Annotated in this window: 16 protein-coding genes; 4 read left to right on the forward strand and 12 right to left on the reverse strand. The window is 74.8% G+C overall.

Annotation, left to right across the window (positions count from 1 at the left end):
- From ACFUVW_RS12050 to rimP, 4 genes are all read right to left on the reverse strand, one after another.
- Window positions 1-364 (reverse strand): translation initiation factor IF-2 N-terminal domain-containing protein (locus ACFUVW_RS12050; protein WP_430571564.1); only part of this gene is annotated, 364 nt, incomplete at its 3' end.
- 186 nt (window positions 365-550) lie between these two features.
- Window positions 551-895 (reverse strand): YlxR family protein, encoded by a 345-nt coding sequence (locus ACFUVW_RS12055; protein WP_430571565.1) that lies wholly within the window; start codon window positions 893-895, stop codon window positions 551-553.
- 15 nt (window positions 896-910) lie between these two features.
- Complete coding sequence (nusA, locus tag ACFUVW_RS12060) at window positions 911-1,978, reverse strand: transcription termination factor NusA (RefSeq protein ID WP_430571566.1); 1,068 nt, start codon at window positions 1,976-1,978, stop codon at window positions 911-913.
- A gap of 2 nt (window positions 1,979-1,980) precedes the next feature.
- Window positions 1,981-2,574: a ribosome maturation factor RimP gene (gene rimP / locus ACFUVW_RS12065; protein ID WP_430571567.1), complete on the reverse strand. Its 594-nt coding sequence runs from the start codon at window positions 2,572-2,574 to the stop codon at window positions 1,981-1,983.
- A 188-nt stretch (window positions 2,575-2,762) separates the two neighbouring features.
- Between rimP and ACFUVW_RS12070 the strand changes: the two genes are divergently transcribed.
- Window positions 2,763-4,004: a DUF4439 domain-containing protein gene (locus tag ACFUVW_RS12070; RefSeq protein WP_430571568.1), complete on the forward strand. Its 1,242-nt coding sequence runs from the start codon at window positions 2,763-2,765 to the stop codon at window positions 4,002-4,004.
- A 28-nt stretch (window positions 4,005-4,032) separates the two neighbouring features.
- Here the strand turns inward: ACFUVW_RS12070 and ACFUVW_RS12075 are convergent, their stop codons facing one another.
- Complete coding sequence (locus tag ACFUVW_RS12075; RefSeq protein WP_430571569.1) at window positions 4,033-5,838, reverse strand: proline--tRNA ligase; 1,806 nt, start codon at window positions 5,836-5,838, stop codon at window positions 4,033-4,035.
- A 128-nt stretch (window positions 5,839-5,966) separates the two neighbouring features.
- Here ACFUVW_RS12075 and ACFUVW_RS12080 point away from each other — a divergent pair, with 128 nt between their 5' ends.
- Window positions 5,967-6,857: an Fpg/Nei family DNA glycosylase gene (locus ACFUVW_RS12080; RefSeq protein ID WP_430571570.1), complete on the forward strand. Its 891-nt coding sequence runs from the start codon at window positions 5,967-5,969 to the stop codon at window positions 6,855-6,857.
- 17 nt (window positions 6,858-6,874) lie between these two features.
- Here ACFUVW_RS12080 and ACFUVW_RS12085 read toward each other — a convergent pair whose 3' ends face one another.
- The 6 genes from ACFUVW_RS12085 to dxr form a co-directional block, all read right to left on the reverse strand.
- A complete protein-coding gene (locus ACFUVW_RS12085) occupies window positions 6,875-8,065 on the reverse strand; it encodes a glycine C-acetyltransferase (protein ID WP_430571571.1) in 1,191 nt (396 codons plus the stop codon).
- 2 nt (window positions 8,066-8,067) lie between these two features.
- On the reverse strand, window positions 8,068-9,162 hold the full coding sequence (tdh, locus tag ACFUVW_RS12090) for an L-threonine 3-dehydrogenase (RefSeq protein WP_430571572.1): 1,095 nt from the start codon (window positions 9,160-9,162) through the stop codon (window positions 8,068-8,070).
- 117 nt (window positions 9,163-9,279) lie between these two features.
- A complete protein-coding gene (locus tag ACFUVW_RS12095; RefSeq protein WP_430571573.1) occupies window positions 9,280-10,230 on the reverse strand; it encodes a GNAT family N-acetyltransferase in 951 nt (316 codons plus the stop codon).
- 78 nt (window positions 10,231-10,308) lie between these two features.
- Window positions 10,309-11,451 (reverse strand): flavodoxin-dependent (E)-4-hydroxy-3-methylbut-2-enyl-diphosphate synthase, encoded by a 1,143-nt coding sequence (ispG, locus tag ACFUVW_RS12100; protein WP_430571579.1) that lies wholly within the window; start codon window positions 11,449-11,451, stop codon window positions 10,309-10,311.
- A 138-nt stretch (window positions 11,452-11,589) separates the two neighbouring features.
- Complete coding sequence (locus ACFUVW_RS12105; RefSeq protein ID WP_430571574.1) at window positions 11,590-12,909, reverse strand: M50 family metallopeptidase; 1,320 nt, start codon at window positions 12,907-12,909, stop codon at window positions 11,590-11,592.
- A gap of 67 nt (window positions 12,910-12,976) precedes the next feature.
- Entirely contained in the window at window positions 12,977-14,179 is a 1,203-nt protein-coding gene (dxr, locus tag ACFUVW_RS12110; RefSeq protein ID WP_430571575.1) for a 1-deoxy-D-xylulose-5-phosphate reductoisomerase, read from the reverse strand.
- A gap of 163 nt (window positions 14,180-14,342) precedes the next feature.
- Between dxr and ACFUVW_RS12115 the strand changes: the two genes are divergently transcribed.
- A complete protein-coding gene (locus ACFUVW_RS12115) occupies window positions 14,343-15,149 on the forward strand; it encodes a hypothetical protein (RefSeq protein ID WP_430571576.1) in 807 nt (268 codons plus the stop codon).
- A gap of 37 nt (window positions 15,150-15,186) precedes the next feature.
- Here ACFUVW_RS12115 and ACFUVW_RS12120 read toward each other — a convergent pair whose 3' ends face one another.
- A complete protein-coding gene (locus tag ACFUVW_RS12120) occupies window positions 15,187-16,440 on the reverse strand; it encodes an MFS transporter (protein ID WP_430571577.1) in 1,254 nt (417 codons plus the stop codon).
- 70 nt (window positions 16,441-16,510) lie between these two features.
- Here ACFUVW_RS12120 and ACFUVW_RS12125 point away from each other — a divergent pair, with 70 nt between their 5' ends.
- Window positions 16,511-16,921 (forward strand): MerR family transcriptional regulator, encoded by a 411-nt coding sequence (locus ACFUVW_RS12125; protein WP_430571578.1) that lies wholly within the window; start codon window positions 16,511-16,513, stop codon window positions 16,919-16,921.
- Window positions 16,922-16,940 lie beyond the last annotated feature (19 nt).

A 16,940-nucleotide genomic window follows, 5' to 3' on the forward strand; every position in this document is an offset into this window, starting at 1 on the left:
GACCAGGGGTCGGCGCGCCGGGACGGGCGGCGGGCTTGGCCGGGGCCTCCGGCGCCGCCGCGGCGGGGGTCGCGGCCGCCGCCGGAGCGGCGGGCGCCTCGGCCTCGGGCGCGGGGGTCGGCTTCTGCGCGGGCTTGGGGGCGGGCTTCGCCGGAGCAGGCTTCTGCTCGGCCTTGCTCGCCGGGGCCACCGAGGACGCGGGGGCCGCGTCCTTGTACTTGTCGCGCATGGCTCGCTCGACCGGTGCCTCGAGCGTCGAGGACGCCGAACGGACGAACTCGCCCGCCGACTTCAGGTCGGCGAGCAGGGTCTTGCTCTCCACCCCGAGCTGCTTGGCCAGCTCGTGAACGCGGATCTTCGCCACAACTCTCCTGTCTCGGCCCTCCTGCGAGACAGGGAGGACCGTCGTTAGTACCGAGTACTCATCGCACGGAACTCATCGGGTGCCCATCGGCTTCTGACCCGCTTCCTTGTCGACTTCAGTGGGTGCGGCCGAGCGTGCTCGGTCGCGATGGTCCGGCCGCCGGGTGGCGGTGCGGACCGGAGGGACTCAACGGTCTCGCCGCTCCAGGTGTTCCCTGACTCCGGAGAGGTCGAGGGGACCGGTGACGCGCAGCGCGCGCGGCACGGCCCGACGACGCTCGGCGAGCGTCAGGCAGGCGGACGTCGGATGGATCCAGGCGCCACGCCCCGGCAGGCACCCTCGCACGTCGACCACGAGGACCTCCTCGCGTCCCGACGGCTCGAGCACCAGCCGCAGAAGAGCGGACCGCTGGTCACGCTCCCTGCACCCGACGCACGTCCGTACCGGGCCGGAGGTCTCCGGAGGGGTACGTGGGGAGGTCGAGGGCTGGGCGCGTGGCCCGGTCCCCGACAGTCTAGCGCGACGACCCACGTGCCGTGACCGACCTCAGCCCTCGGCCCCGCGGCTCGCCGCGGCGCCACCTGCGTCGTCGCCCGCCGCGCCGTCGCCGGCAGGTGCCCCCTCGTCCGAGCGGATGTCGATCCGCCAGCCCGTCAGCTTCGCGGCGAGACGGGCGTTCTGCCCCTCCTTGCCGATCGCGAGCGACAGCTGGTAGTCGGGCACGACGGCCCGCGCGGCCTTGGCGTCCGCGTCGACCACCGTGACGGAGGTCACACGGGCGGGCGAGAGCGCGTTGGCCACGAAGCGGGCGGGGTCGTCGCTGTGGTCGACGATGTCGATCTTCTCCCCGTGCAGCTCCGCCATCACGGCGCGCACGCGCGCGCCCATCGGGCCGATGCAGGCGCCCTTGGCGTTCAGGCCCGCCACCTTGGACCGGACGGCGACCTTGGACCGGTGCCCCGCCTCACGGGCGATCGCCGTGATCTCGACGGCGCCGTCCGCGATCTCCGGGACCTCGAGCTCGAAGAGCTTGCGCACGAGGCCCGGGTGCGTGCGGCTCAGCACCACCTGGGCGCCCTTCATGCCGCGGGACACCTCGACCACGTAGGCGCGCAGCCGCTCGCCGTGCACGTACTCCTCCGTGGGCACCTGCTCGTGCGGGGGTAGCACGGCCTCCGTGCCGCCCACGTCCACGAGGACGACGCGCGGGTCACGGCCCTGCTGGATGACGCCGGCGAGGACCTCGCCCTCCTTGCCGCGGAACATGCCGAGCACCTGGTCGTCCTCGGCGTCGCGCAGCCGCTGCACGATGACCTGCCGGGCCGTCGCGGTCGCGATGCGGCCGAAGTCGGCCGGCGTGTGGTCGAACTCGGGCCCCAGCTCGATCGTGGGCCGCGCCTCCGGGTCCTCGGGGTCCGGCGTGCGGATCTCCTCGCGCGCCCACACGGCGACGTGGCCGGACTTGCGGTCCACCTCGACACGGGCGTGCGAGTAGGCGTCGGGAGTGCGGTGGTAGGCCGACAGCAGCGCCTGCTCGATCGCCGCCACGAGGACGTCGAGGCTGATGTCCCGCTCCCGCTCCAGCAGCCGAAGCGTGCTCATGTCGATGTCCATCGTCAGCCCTCCTCGTGACGGGCAGAGCCCGTGATGTCGTCCCGGGCGGCGCCCGTGTCCGTGTCTGTCTCCGGGTCTGCGTCGCCGGTCGCCTCGTCCAGGCGCTTCAGCTCGACCTCGATCTTGCCCTGGCGCACGTCGGCGACGGGCACCCGGGTGCCGTCCTCCAGCACGAGCTCCGCGTCGTCGCCCGCCCCGGCGTCGACCTCCACCAGCCGGCCCGACGTCGTGCTGCCGGCGCGCAGCCGCAGCACCACCAGGCGGCCCCGGGCGCGCCGGAAGTGGCGCAGCTCCGTCAGGGGCCGGGAGGTGCCGGGCGTCGAGATCTCGAGCGTGTACGCGCCGGGGACGACGTCGTCGGCGTCCAGTGCGGCGGAGATCGCGCGCGAGACGTCGCCGAGGGTGTCGGAGTCGAGGCTGCCCAGCACGTCCTCCGGCAGGTCCACGGTGACGCGCACGACCGACTTCGCGCCGGCCTGCGTGACGACCACGTCCTCGAGGTACAGGCCCGCGGCGTCGACCGCCGGGGTCACGACCCGCCGCACCGCCTCGGCCTTCGCCCCGCCCGCCGTCGTGCGGCCGTGCTGCGCTGCCATCCCTGCCTCCCGTGGGTCACGTCGTGGACTGCCGTGTGCTCCCGCGCCGGGACGTCCCGCGGCCGGTGTGTCGTTGTGTGCAGCGACCAGCGTAACGAACGACGGGCCCGTCCCGCGCCGTCCGGCGGCTGCGCCGGGCGGAGGAACGTCACACGGGCGGGGCCGCGCGCGTGGCATCATCGGCCTCGATGGAACCTCAGCCCGCCCCCGACCGGTGCGTCGCCGACGACGTGACCGGCGTGGCCTCGACCACCGCCCGGCGCCGCCCCCTGGCGGCTGCCGCGGGGGCGCTGCTGGCAGTCGGGCTCCTGGCCGGGTGCGGGGTGCGGCTGGAGGCCCCTCCCGCGGGCGAGCCGGTGCCCGACAGCCTCGAGGTGGTGCGCCGCACCGCCGTGTCGGACGCCCTCCTGGTGGCCGACGGCGCCGAGGCCGCGCTCGAGGAGGTGCCCACGTCGCGCAAGCGCGTCGTCGCCGAGCTCACGCGCATCGCCGCGGCCTCCCGCGAGCAGGCGGAGGCACTGGGCGGCGAGTACGACTCCGGTCTCGCCACCGGCGCGCCCACCGACCCGCAGTCCTCGGCCTGGGACAGGGCGACACCGGCCGACGTCGTGCAGACGCTCGACGACGCGGCCGCCCGGTCGCGCACCGCCGCCGGGACCACGGCCGACGGGCCGCTGGCCCGGCTGCTGGCCTCGGTCGGTGCGGCGCAGACCGTCTCGGGCGAGCGCCTCGCGGCACTGGTCGACGTCGCCGGACCCGGCGTCGTCGCCCCCCGCGTGCCGGAGCCGACGGAGGCCGACCAGGCCGAGGGGCAGGACGAGCAGGAGGCGCCCTCCCCCGACGCGCCGACGGTCGACTCCACGGCCACAGAGCCGGACGGCGGGCAGGCGGACAGCGGGGACTCGGACGGCGGAGACTCGGACGGCGGAGACTCGGACGGCGGAGACTCGGACGGCGGAGACTCGGACGGCGGGGAGGCGGACGACGCGACGGTGCCCGAGGGGCTCACGCCCCAGGACCTGAGCACGCTCGTCGTGTCGGAGGACGCGACCCGGTACGCGCTGCAGCTGCGCGCGGCGATCGGCTCGGGCGCGACGCGCGAGCGGCTGCTCGAGCGGGTCGCGGCCCACGCGCAGCGGGCGGACGGGTGGGCCGCCGTGGCGGGGGTCCAGTCCACCGCGGACGACCCGCGCCGCGCCGCCTACACCGTGCCGCGGGTCGCGGACCAGGGCGACGCGGCGCTGGTGATCGACCTGGAGAACCGCCTCGCCACCGACTACGCGACCCTCGTCGGCACGACGGCGGCCGGCACCCGCGGGGTGCTCGTCGACCTGCTGGTCGACGCCGCGGTGACCCTCGACGACTGGGGCGCGGAGCCCGAGCCGTTCCCCGGCCTGCCGGAGCAGGCCGAGGACGACGCGGCCGCCTGACCTCCCGCGGGACGGTCCGCGGGGCGGGTCAGCCTGCCAGCAGGGCGGCGACGCGCTCGGTCACGACGCGCGCGGCGTCGGCCACCGGGACCTGCTCCGACGCGCCGGCGCGCGGGCGCACCTCCACCAGGCCGTCGGCGAGGCCGCGGCCGACGACGACGATCAGCGGCACGCCGAAGAGCTCCGCGTCCGCGAACTTCACGCCGGGCGAGACCTTGGGGCGGTCGTCGTAGATGACCTCGACGCCCGCGTCGACCAGCTCGGTGGCGAGCTTCTCCGCGGCCTCGAACACCTCCGTGCCCTTGCCGGTCGCGACGACGTGCACGTGCGCGGGCGCCACCTGGGCGGGCCAGGCGAGGCCCTTGTCGTCGTGGTTGCCCTCGGCGATCGCGGCCACGGCACGCGTGACGCCCACGCCGTAGGAGCCCATCGTGACGGTGACGGCCTTGCCGTTCTCGTCCAGCACCTTGAGGTCGAGCGCCTCGGCGAACTTGCGGCCGAGCTGGAACACGTGCCCCATCTCGATGCCGCGGGCCGTCTCGAGGATGCCGTCGCCGTTCGGGCACGGGTCGCCCGGCCACACCTCGGCCACCTCGATCGTGCCGTCGGAGGAGAAGTCGCGGCCGGCGACCAGGTCGAGCACGTGCCGGCCGGGGCGGTCGGCCCCGGTCACCCAGCGGGTGCCCTCGACCACGCGGGGGTCGAGCAGGTACCGGACCTTCGACGGCTTGTCCTCGCCCAGCGCACCGGGGCCGATGTACCCCTTGGCGAGGTCCGGGCGGGCGGCGAAGTCCGCGTCGCCGAACGGCGTGAACTCGGCCGGGTAGAACGCGGCCTCCATGCGCTTGACGTCCACCTCGCGGTCGCCGGGGACGCCGATCGCGACGGCCTCGGTGCTGCCGTCGGGGTGGTCCAGCCGGAACAGGACGTTCTTGAGCGTGTCCCCCGCCGTCCAGGGGCGGTCGTCGCGGGGGAAGCGCTCGTTGAGGTGGTCGACCAGCGAGTCGATCGTCGGCGTGCCCGGGGTGTCCTCGACGTGCGCGGCCGCGGTGCCCTCGTAGGGGACCGGGTCGGGCACGGGCGCCTTCGCGGCCTCGACGTTGGCCGCGTACCCGCAGGCCTTGCACTCGACGTACGTGTCCTCGCCGATGGGGGACTTCGCCAGGAACTCCTCCGACTTGGAGCCGCCCATCGCGCCGGCGTGCGCCGACACGATGACGTACTCGAAGCCGAAGCGGTCGAAGATCCGCTGGTAGGCGGCACGGTGCTTGGCGTAGCTCGCGTCCAGGCCCGCGTCGTCGACGTCGAACGAGTACGAGTCCTTCATGATGAACTCGCGCCCGCGGATGAGGCCCGCGCGCGGCCGCGCCTCGTCGCGGTACTTGGTCTGGATCTGGTACAGCGCCAGGGGCAGGTCCTTGTACGAGGAGTACAGGTCCTTCACCAGCAGCGTGAACATCTCCTCGTGCGTGGGCGCGAGGAGGTAGTCGGCCTCCTTGCGGTCCTGCAGCCGGAAGAGGTTGGGGCCGTACTCGGTCCAGCGGCCGGAGGCCTCGTAGGGCTCGCGCGGCAGCAGCGCCGGGAAGTGCACCTCCTGCGCGCCGATCGCGTCCATCTCCTCGCGCACCACGGCCTCGACCTTGGCGAGGACCCGCAGGCCCAGCGGCAGCCAGGTGTAGATGCCGGGGGCGGCGCGGCGGATGTAGCCGGCCCGCACCAGCAGGCGGTGGCTCGCGACCTCGGCGTCGGCCGGGTCCTCGCGCAGGGTGCGGACGAAGAGCTGGGACAGGCGGAGCAGGTCGCCCTGGGGCTGACGGGCGGACGCGATCGACATGGGGGCCAGCCTAGCGGCGCCGCACGCCAGTTCCCGCCGCTCCCCCGGGCGCCGCGGTCGGCGCGGTCCAGCGCGGCCGGCCCAGCCCTCCCCTGGTCGGCGTCGGGCCCGGCTGGCAGCATGGCGGCATGCCCGAGCTTCCCGAGGTGCAGGCGCTGGCGGAGTTCCTCGACGCTCGTGCGTCCGGCCACCGCGTCGCCGCCGCCGACGTCGCGGCCATCGCCGCGCTCAAGACCTTCGACCCGCCCGTGACCGCGCTCGTCGGGCGAGAGGTCCGCGGCGTCACGCGCCACGGCAAGTGGATCGACCTCGCGGCCGGCCCGGACGGCGAGGAGCTGCACCTGCTCTTCCACCTGTCCCGCGGCGGCTGGGTGCGCTGGTCGGACCAGGCGCCCACGACGCCGGTGCGCCCCCGGATGGGCGGGTCCTCGCGCGGGGCGGCGCTGGCCCTGCGGGTACGGCTCGACGACGGCGCCGGCTTCGACCTCACCGAGGCGGGCACCCGCAAGCGCCTGGCCGTGCACGTGGTGCGGGACCCGCAGGAGGTCGAGCAGGTCGCCACGCTCGGCGTCGACCCGCTCTCGGACGACTTCACGGCCGAGGCGCTCGCCGCGCTCATGCAGGACAGGAACCAGCAGGTCAAGGGCCTGCTGCGCGACCAGCGCGCGATCGCCGGCATCGGCAACGCCTACTCCGACGAGATCCTGCACGTCGCGCGGGTCTCGCCGTTCAAGCTCACCCGGTCGTTCACCCCGGACGAGGTCGCGGCGCTGCACGACGCCGTCGTGACCACGCTGCGCGAGGCCGTCGCGGCGTCGTCGGGCAAGCCGGCCAAGGAGCTCAAGGACGCCAAGCGGGCCGGGATGCGCGTGCACGGCCGCACGGGCGAGGCGTGCCCGGTCTGCGGCGACGTCGTGCGCGAGGTGAGCTTCGCCGACCGCTCGCTGCAGTACTGCGCCACCTGCCAGACCGGCGGGCAGGTGCTCGCCGACCGGCGGATGTCGAGGCTGCTGAAGTAGCCGGCGCCCGCGACGGGTCAGCCGGCCGCGACCGCCTCGCGCGAGGCCACGAAGGCGTCGACGCACGCGCGGACCTGCTCGGGCGTGTGCGCGGCGGAGAGCTGCACGCGGATGCGGGCCTCGCCGCGCGGCACGACCGGGAAGCTGAACGCCGTGACGTACACGCCGCGCTCCCCCATCGCCGCCGCCACCTTCGCCGCGAGCACGGCGTCGCCGAACATCACCGGCACGATCGGGTGCTCACCCGGCAGCAGGTCGAAGCCCGCCTCGGTCATGAGCCGGCGGAACAGGGCGGCGTTCTCGGTCAGGCGCGCGCGCAGGTCCCCGGACCCCTCGACGAGGTCGAGCGCCGTGAGGGTGCCCGCCACGATCGTCGGGGCGAGCGTGTTCGAGAACAGGTACGGGCGGGCGCGCTGGCGCAGCAGGTCGACGATCTCCTGGTGCGCCGCGACGTAGCCCCCGGACGCGCCGCCGAGGGCCTTGCCGAAGGTGCCGGTGAGGATGTCCACCCGGTCCGCGACGCCGAGCAGCTCGGGCGTGCCCCGGCCGTGGTCGCCCATGAACCCCACCGCGTGCGAGTCGTCCACCAGGACGAGCGCGGAGTACCGGTCGGCGAGGTCGCAGATCTCGCGCAACGGCGCGAGGTAGCCGTCCATCGAGAACACGCCGTCCGTGACGATCACGACGTGGCGGGCGCCGCCGTCGCGCGCCGCGCGGAGCTGGTCCTCCAGGTCGGCCATGTCCCGGTTGCGGTAGCGGAACCGGGCGGCCTTCGACAGCCGGATGCCGTCGATGAGCGAGGCGTGGTTGAGCGCGTCCGACACGATCGCGTCGTCGGCGCCGAACAGCGTCTCGAACACCCCGCCGTTGGCGTCGAAGCAGGACGAGAACAGGATCGAGTCGTCGGTCCCCAGGAAGCCCGCCAGCCGCTGCTCCAGGGCGCGGTGCTGGTCCTGGGTGCCGCAGATGAACCGGACGCTGGCCAGGCCGTAGCCCCACGTGTCGAGGGCATGGCGCGCCGCCGCGACGATGCGCGGGTCGTCGGCCAGCCCGAGGTAGTTGTTGGCGCAGAAGTTCAGCAGCTCGGCGCCGTCGGCGCGGATGCGCGCGCCCTGCGGCCCGGTGATGCCGCGCTCGTGCTTCGTCAGGCCCGCGCGCTCGATCTCGGCCAGCTGACCCGCCAGGTGCTCCCGGAACGTCCCGTACATCGCTACGCCTTCCTCTCCGCGCCGGCGTCGGACGCGCCGCTCGCGCCGCCGTCTCCCCAGTCCGTCCAGTCGAGCACGACCTTGCCGCCGTGCGCGGAGGCCGCGGCCTCGAAGCCCTCGCGCCAGCGGCTCGCGGGGAGCCGGTCGGTGACGACCGACGCGATCGCCGTCCGCAACGTCGCGCTGGTGCGCAGCATCGCGTCCATCGCCTGCCACGTCTCGAACATCTCCCGGCCGTAGATGCCCTTGAGGGTGAGCATGTGGGTCACGACCGTCCCCCAGTCGACGGCGATCGGCCCCGTCGGCAGGCCGAGCATCGCGATCCGCCCACCGTGGTTCATGTTCGCGATCATCTCCGGCAGCGCGCTCGGCGCGCCGCTCATCTCGAACCCGACGTCGAACCCCTCGCGCAGGCCGAGCTCGCGCTGCGCGTCGGCGACCCGCGCCGTGCGCACGTCGAGCGCGGCGTCCGCGCCCATCGCCTTCGCCATCTCGAGCCGCGCCGGGCTGACGTCCGTGCCCACGACCAGGTGGGCGCCGGCGTGCCGGGCGACCGCGATCGCCATGAGCCCGATGGGCCCGCAGCCGGACACCAGCACGTCCTCGCCGATCACCGGGAACGCGAGCGCGGTGTGGACCGCGTTGCCGAGCGGGTCGAAGATCGCGGCGACGTCCAGGTCGACCTCGGCGTGGTGCACCCACACGTTCGTGGCGGGCAGCACGACGTACTCGGCGAACGCGCCGTCGCGGTGCAGGCCCAGGCCCTGCGTGCGGATGCACATCTGGCGGCGGCCGGCGCGGCAGTTGCGGCACGTGCCGCACACGATGTGCCCCTCGCCGGAGACGAGGTCGCCCACGGCGACGTCGTGCACCGTCTCCCCGACCTCGACGACCTCGCCGACGAACTCGTGGCCCGGCACCAGCGGCGCCGCGATCGTCGACGCGGCCCAGTCGTCCCAGCGGTCGATGTGCAGGTCGGTGCCGCAGATGCCGGTGCGCAGCACGCGGATCTTCACGTCGCCGATGCCGGCCTCCGGCTCGGGGCGCTCCACCAGCTCCAGGCCGGTGCCGGCGCCCGGCTTGTACAGCGCCCTCATCGGGCACCCGCCGGCGCCTCGGTCCTGGGTGCATCCCGCGTCGCATGCGTCGTCACGCCGCGTACCATCTCACGATCCGGACGGAAGCGGTAACCGTCGGGCACGTCGACCCGCGCGTCAGAACAGCACCGTCGTGAACGTGCCGACCTGCTCGAAGCCCACGCGCCGGTAGGTGGCGAGCGCCGGGGCGTTGAACGCGTTGACGTACAGGGAGACCACGGGAGCCACCTCGCGCCGCGTCGCGACGACGACGGCGGCCATGCCCGGTGCGGCCAGGCCGCGCCCACGGCGCAACGGGTCGACCCACACGCCCTGCACCTGGGCGACGCCGCCGGCCACCGCGCCCAGCTCGGCCTTGAAGGCGACGAACGGCCCCGGCCCCGTGTCCGGGCCGGTCGCCGGGCCGGCCGGCTCCGTGCGCACGAACGACCGCCCCTCGGCCACGAGCGAGCGCACGCGCAGGGCGTACGCGCTGCCGGGCGACGCGGCCGGCGCGTACCCGACCTCCTCCGCGAACATCCGCACGCACGCGGGCAGCACCGCGTCCACCTCGGCGAGGGTCGAGCGCCGGACCTCCGGGTCCGGCTCCACGTCCGGGTCGCGCGCGATCGCGAGCGACGGCTGGTCGGCGCGCACCTCGCGCGCCGGGGGCCAGCGGGGCGCGAGCAGCTCCCACAGCGCGAGGGCCGCCGTCCGGTCCCCCACGATCGACGACGAGCGCCGCCCTTGGGCGCGGGCCGTGGCGGCGAACGCGGCGACGGCGTCGTCCGCGTCACCACCCACGAGGTCCGGTGCCAGCACGGGGACGAGGTTCGCGCCGGACCAGCAGACCGCGACGAGCGGGCCCGTCGCCGGGAAGCCCCACGCCTGGCCACCGGCCGCGGCGAAGCCCGCCACCGCCGCGACCTCGAGGCGCGCCGCCGCGAGCACCGACGTCACCGGGTCGCGGGCGCACAGGGCGCGCGCCTCGGGAAGGTCCTCCTGCCCGAGGACGCGGGCGCGGGGCCGGCGCACGTCGATGCCGCGCGCGTCGCCGTGCGCCCGCACCGCCGGTCGCCAGCCGCCCATCACGCCCCCTTCGCCGCCGTGGGCCCTGCCCATCGTCCCCCGACGCGGCCTCTCCGTGCCGCCTCCGCGAGCGACCTGTCAGCCGACCGTGACCTCCGGGGCCCCGGCCTGCGCCTCGTTCTCGGGGGCGGGCATCGTCTCGGCGATGCGCATCGCCTCCTCGATGAGGGTCTCGACGATCATCGCCTCCGGGACGGTCTTGATGACCTCGCCCTTGACGAAGATCTGGCCCTTGCCGTTGCCGGACGCGACGCCGAGGTCCGCCTCGCGCGCCTCGCCCGGGCCGTTGACGACGCAGCCCATGACCGCGACGCGCAGCGGCACCGTCATGCCCTCGAGGCCCGCCGTGACCTTCTCCGCGAGCGTGTAGACGTCCACCTGGGCGCGGCCGCACGACGGGCAGGAGACGATCTCGAGCTTGCGCGGGCGCAGGTTGAGCGCCTGCAGGATCTGCGTGCCGACCTTGACCTCCTCGACCGGCGGCGCCGAGAGCGACACCCGGATCGTGTCTCCGATGCCCTGGCTGAGCAGGGCGCCGAACGCGGTGGCCGACTTGATCGTGCCCTGGAACGCCGGGCCCGCCTCGGTGACGCCGAGGTGCAGCGGCCAGTCGCCGCGCTGCGCGAGCAGCTCGTAGGCGCGCACCATGACCACGGGGTCGTTGTGCTTCACGGAGATCTTGAAGTCGTGGAAGCCGTGCTCCTCGAACAGCGAGGCCTCCCACACGGCGGACTCCACGAGGGCCTCCGCGGTGGGCTTGCCGTACTTCTCCAGGAGGCGCTTGTCGAGCGAGCCGGCGTTGACGCCGATCCGCAGCGAGACCCCGGCGTCGGAGGCCGCCTGCGCGATCTCCTTGACCTGGTCGTCGAACTTGCGGATGTTGCCCGGGTTCACGCGCACGGCGGCGCAGCCGGCGTCGATCGCGGCGAACACGTACTTGGGCTGGAAGTGGATGTCCGCGATGACGGGGATCTGCGACTTCTTCGCGATGGCGGGCAGCGCGTCCGCGTCGTCGGACGTCGGCACCGCGACGCGCACGATGTCGCAGCCCGCGGCGGTCAGCTCCGCGATCTGCTGCAGCGTCGCGTTGATGTCCGTGGTCGGGGTCGTCGTCATCGACTGGATGCTGATCGGCGCGTCACCGCCGACGGCCACCTTGCCCACCTGGATCTTGCGGGACTTGCGGCGGGGGGCCAGCGTGGGTGCGGGCGGTGCGGGCATGCCGAGATTGATCGCAGTCACGGTGCCAGTATCGCGCCTGCGGGCGGGTGCTACGCACGCGGGCACCGCACGGGCACGGAATCCCCGCGCCTTCGTCCGCACGACCTTCACCGGCGCGGCCCGGCCCGGGCCGGGCCGTCAGCCCAGGCGGACCGGGTCCACCAGGTCCGCGACGATGAGGATCGCCCCCGTGCCGACGAGCACGACGAACATCACGTAGGCCACCGGCATCATCCGCGCGACGTCGGCCGGACCGGGCCGCGGGAGGCCGCGCAGCCGCGCGACGGTGCGCTTGGCGCCCTCGTAGAGGGCGTTGACGACGTGCCCGCCGTCCAGCGGCAGCAGCGGGATGAGGTTGAAGACGAAGAGCGCCACGTTGAGCGCGGCCAGCAGGCTCAGCAGGAACTGCAGCGTGCTGATCACAGGGGCGTCCGCGGCGACGGCGTCCACGGCCATCCGGCCGACGCCGACGACGGACACGACGGAGTCCTGCGACCGCGGCTCGTCGGTGAACGCCTGCACCGCCGCGTCGCCGATGCGCACCGGGAGCGTGACGATCATGCCGGCCGTGCCCGAGACCTGCTGCCAGACCGCCTCCGGGACGGTCGAGACCGGCAGCGGCTCGTACTCCTGGGTGGGCGTGACGCCCAGGAACCCGGCCGTCTCGGTGACGGGCTGCCCGTCGGCGCCGACCTTCGCGGTGCCGTCGGCCTCCGTCACGGGGACCTGCCGGTCCGACGTCGTGACGGTCAGCGGGACGTCGGCCCCGTCGCGCAGCACGACCATGGGGACCTGCTGGTCGGGGGCGTCCGCGATCGCCCCGGAGAGCTGGTCCCACGACGTCACCGCCGCACCGTCCCACTCGACGATCTCGTCGCCCGGCTGCAGGCCCGCGGCGGCCGCCGGGGAGGGCGCGGCGCCGTCGTCGCACACAGGTGCCCCGTCCGCCGTGGTCGACGTGGGCGTGCACTCGCTGACCGCGCCGACCGTCGTCGTGACGGTCGGCGCCCCGATCCCCACGAGCACGACGAACGTCAGCACGATCGCGATGAGGAGGTTCATCACCGGGCCACCGAGCATGACGACGAGCTTCTTGGGCGTGGACAGGTGGTAGAAGGCGCGGTGCTCCTCGCCGGGGAGGATCTCGCTCACCGACGCGTCGCGGGCGTCGGCGATCGTCTGCCCGAAGAAGCCGGAGCGTCGCGGCGCACCCGCCGGCGCGGGCGGCATCATGCCGACCATCCGCACGAAGCCGCCCAGCGGGATCGCCTTGACGCCGTACTCGGTCTCGCCCTTGGTGCGCGACCAGAGCGTCGGCCCGAAGCCCACCATGTACTGGCTCACCCGCACGCCGAACTTCTTCGCGGGCACCATGTGGCCCAGCTCGTGCAGGCCGATGGAGAGGGCGAGGCCCACCACCATCACGGCGATGCCGACCACCCAGGAGAGAACGTCCACGGCGTCGAGCCTAGGACACCCGCGGCGTCCCGCGGCACGCCCCGGGCGCGCGGGCGTGGAGGGTTCGTCAGGACCGCGCGAGGATCTCGTCCGCGCGGGCCCGCGCCCATCGCTCGGCGCCCTCGACGGCGCCGAGCGTGACGGCGCCGGGGGCGACGCCGTCGTGCTCGGCCAGCACCCGCTCCACGGTCTCGACGATGTCGAGGAAGCCGATGCGCCCGGCGAGGAAGGCGGCGACGCCCTGCTCGTTGGCCGCGTTGTAGACGGCGGGGTGCGTCGCCGACGCCGCGGCGGCGGTGCGCGCCAGCCCGACCGCGGGGAACGTCTCCTCGTCGAGCGGCTCGAACGTCCAGGACGCGGCGCGCGTCCAGTCGCAGGGCGGGGAGACGACGTCGAGCCGCTCCGGCCAGGACAGGCCGAGCGCGATGGGCAGCCGCATGTCCGGCGGGGAGGCCTGCGCTATCGTCGAGCCGTCGTGGAACTCGACCATGGAGTGCACCACCGACTGCGGGTGCACCACCACGGTGATGTCGTCGACGGACACGTCGAACAGCAGGTGCGCCTCGATGAGCTCCAGCCCCTTGTTCATCAGCGAGGCGGAGTTCACCGTCACCACCGGCCCCATCGCCCAGGTCGGGTGGGCGAGCGCCTCGTCGACCGTCACCTTCTTGATGTCGTCGCGGCTGCGGCCGCGGAACGGCCCGCCGGACGCCGTGAGGACCAGCCGCCGCACCTCGTCGCGCGCGCCGCCGCGCAGCGCCTGGGCGATCGCCGAGTGCTCGGAGTCCACCGGCACGATCTGCCCCGGCGCGGCCGCCGCCTTGACCAGCGAGCCGCCCACCACGAGCGACTCCTTGTTCGCCAGCGCCAGCGTCGAGCCGCCCGCGAGCGCCGCGAGCGTGGGTCGCAGGCCCACGGACCCGGTGATGCCGTTGAGCACGACGTCGCTGCCGCGGCCGGCGAGCTCGGTCGCGGCCTCCGGGCCCGCGAGCACCTCCACGTCCTGGGCCGTGACGCCCGGGTGCGCGGCCAGTGCGGCCCGCAGGTCGTCCGCGCGGGAGGCGTCCGCGACCGCGACGGCACGCGCCCCCACGGTGGCGACCTGCTCCGCGAGCAGCACGACGTCGGAGCCTCCCGCGCTCAGCGCCTCGACGCGGAACCGCCCGGGATGGGCGCGCACGACGTCGATCGCCTGCGTGCCGATCGAGCCGGTGGAACCGAGGAGGGTGACGGAGCGGGGGGTGTGCTGGTCGGGCATGACGTCGGGCATGGCGCCCATCATCCCAGGCCGCAGGCGCCGTGCTCGCCCCGGCCGCGTCCCGGCGACACGCCGCGCGGAGGCCAGGAATTCACCCGCTCGGGTGCTTGACTTCCTGGCGGTGAGTCCGCTCGCCCGGTCGCGCCCGGGTGTGACGCCGGTTACGTTCGCATACATGCGTACTTATCGCGTGATAGTCGGCAAGCGCGCCATGACCACCCTCGCCGGGATCGCCGCCCTGGTCACGGGGGCGGTCGTCGGCCTCGCGGCACCCGCCGCCGCGGACAGCGACGGCGAGACCCACCGCATCTTCGCGACCCGCGAGGGGCTGGTGGGCAAGCACACCGCGAACGGCCACAAGATCGAGAAGCGCGACCACTTCGTCGCCCTGCCGTCACGACGGGCGCTGTCCGCGGACGGCGACGGCGCGTTCTCCGTGAGGGTCTGCCGCGCCGACAGCACCCGGTGCGAGTACGCCCCGGTCTGGGACGTCGGCCCGTGGAACACCACCGACGACTACTGGAGCTCCACCCGGCACGCCGCCCGTGACCTGCCGAAGGGCACCCCGCAGGCGTCCGCGGCCTACCGCCTCGGCCATCACGGCGGCAAGGACCTCTTCGGGCGCACCGTGACGAACCCCGCGGGCATCGACCTGGCGGACGGCACCTACTGGGACGGCCTCGGCCTGCGCTCCAACGCCTGGATCGACGTGACCTACCTGTGGCAGGGCTCCGCGCGGACCGGGATCGTGTCGGCCGACGGCGGCACGCTCAACGTCCGCACCGGTCCCGGCACCGGCTACCGGTGGACCGGCGCCGCCGCCGACACCGCGCGCGTGCCGCTCCTGTGCCACGCGCGCGGGCAGACCGTCACCGGGACCCGCGGCACCACGAACCTCTGGTACCGCATCGGCCCGAGCAACTGGGTGTCCGACGCGTACCTGAACACGGGCAGCGGCGACGCGCTCGCCCCGGCCTGCTGACTCCCGTCCGCTGACCTCCGCCGGCCGACCACCCGGGTCAGCCGTGCACGGTCGCCGCCTCGACGCCCGCGCCGCGCTCGCCCTCCGCCGCGCGCGACCAGGCCCGCGCGCCGACGACGAGCGCGACCGTCGTCGTCGCCACCACGACGGCCGCCGGGACGGGCAGCGCGAGCGCCCCTCCCCCCGCGACGACCAGGGACGCCCCCGCCGCGCCCACCGCGATGCCGCCGTTGAAGACGACCGGGATCAGCGCGCCCGCCGTCCCCCGCCGCTCGGGACCGCCCAGGCGCAGGATCAGCGTCTGCGCCAGGGGCGGCAGCGCGCCGGACGCCACGCCCCACGAGGCCAGGACCGCCACGCCGAGGACGGGGTGCGCGTCCACGACCAGGAGCCCCAGGAGCGCCAGCGCCGTCCCGGCCGCGCTCAGCGCGAGCGCGCGGGAGGTCCGCGTGCCGAACCGTCCGGCGAGCGCCACGCCCACCGCGGACGCGAGCCCGAACACGAGCAGCAGCGCGCTGACGCCGCCGGGCACGACGGCGGCCGGGGCCTCGACGAGCCGGGTGACGTACGTGTAGGCCCCGTAGTGGCCGACGAGGAGGACGCCGACGATCGCGGTCACCGCGATCATCGGACCGGCACCCCGACCGCCCGCCGGCGCGCCGTCGAGCCCCACCGGCGGGGCGTCGTCCGGCGCGGGTGCGGCCGTCGCGGCAGCCGCGACCACCGTCCGTACGAGGACGGCGACCAGGAGCGTCAGCGCGGCGAGCCCGGCGAACGCCGCGCGCCAGCCCACGGCCCGGGTGACGAGGCTCGCGAGGGGGGTACCGAGCACCATGCCGAGCGTGGCCCCGCCGAGCACGACCGCGACGGCGCGCGCGAGCAGGCGGTCGGGGACGAGGTCGGCGACGTGGGCGTTGGCGCTCGCCCACAGGAGGCCGACGGCGGCGGCACCCGCGAGGCGGGCGCCCACCGCGACGGCGTAGGAGGGCGCGAGCGCGGTGGCCACCGACGACGCGGCGAGGGCCAGCAGGGCGACGGCGATCACCGCGCGCCGGTCCCGGCCCGCCACCAGGCGTACCAGCGGGAAGCTCGCGACGACCACGACGGCCGCCCATACCGAGACGAGGAGGCCCGTGCGCGACTCGGGCACCCCGAGGCCGGCGCTCATCTGCGGCAGCACCGCGGTGGGCAGCATCTCGGCCGTGACCATGGTGAACGTGGCCGCGCCGAGGACGACGAGGGAGGGCCACGGGAGCCGGGTGGACGTCTGTGGAGATCGTGGAGTCGTCATGCCGACGACGCTAGAGTTTGACATTGATGTCAATGTCAAACGTGATCCGCACCACCCAGGGAGGCGCCCGATGAAGATCGGCGAGCTCGCCCGGCGCACGGGCGTCGCACCCCGCCTCGTGCGCTACTACGAGCAGCAGGGTCTGCTCGAGGCGGACCGGGCGGCGAACGGGTACCGCACCTACGCCGAGGACGACGTCGAGCGAGTGTCCAGGGTCGCCGGGATGGTGCGCGCCGGCATCCCCACCCGCCTCATCAAGGTGCTGCTCGACATGGAGGAGGCGCGCGCGTCCGAGGCGCCGACCTGCCCCCGCACCGTCGCGGAGATGCTCGCCGTCGAGCTCGTCGGCATCGAGGACCGGATCGCCTGCCTCACCCGGAGCCGGGACACGATCCGCGACGTGCTCGCCCGCACCGAGCACGCGGCCCTCCTGTCGGAGGCCGCTGCGGCCGGTACCACCCCCGCGGCCGGCGCCCGCTGAGACGCGGCGAGGGCCGCCG

Origin of the sequence: Isoptericola sp. NPDC057391 (assembly GCF_042668085.1) — a bacterium.
GTDB lineage: Bacteria > Actinomycetota > Actinomycetes > Actinomycetales > Cellulomonadaceae > Isoptericola.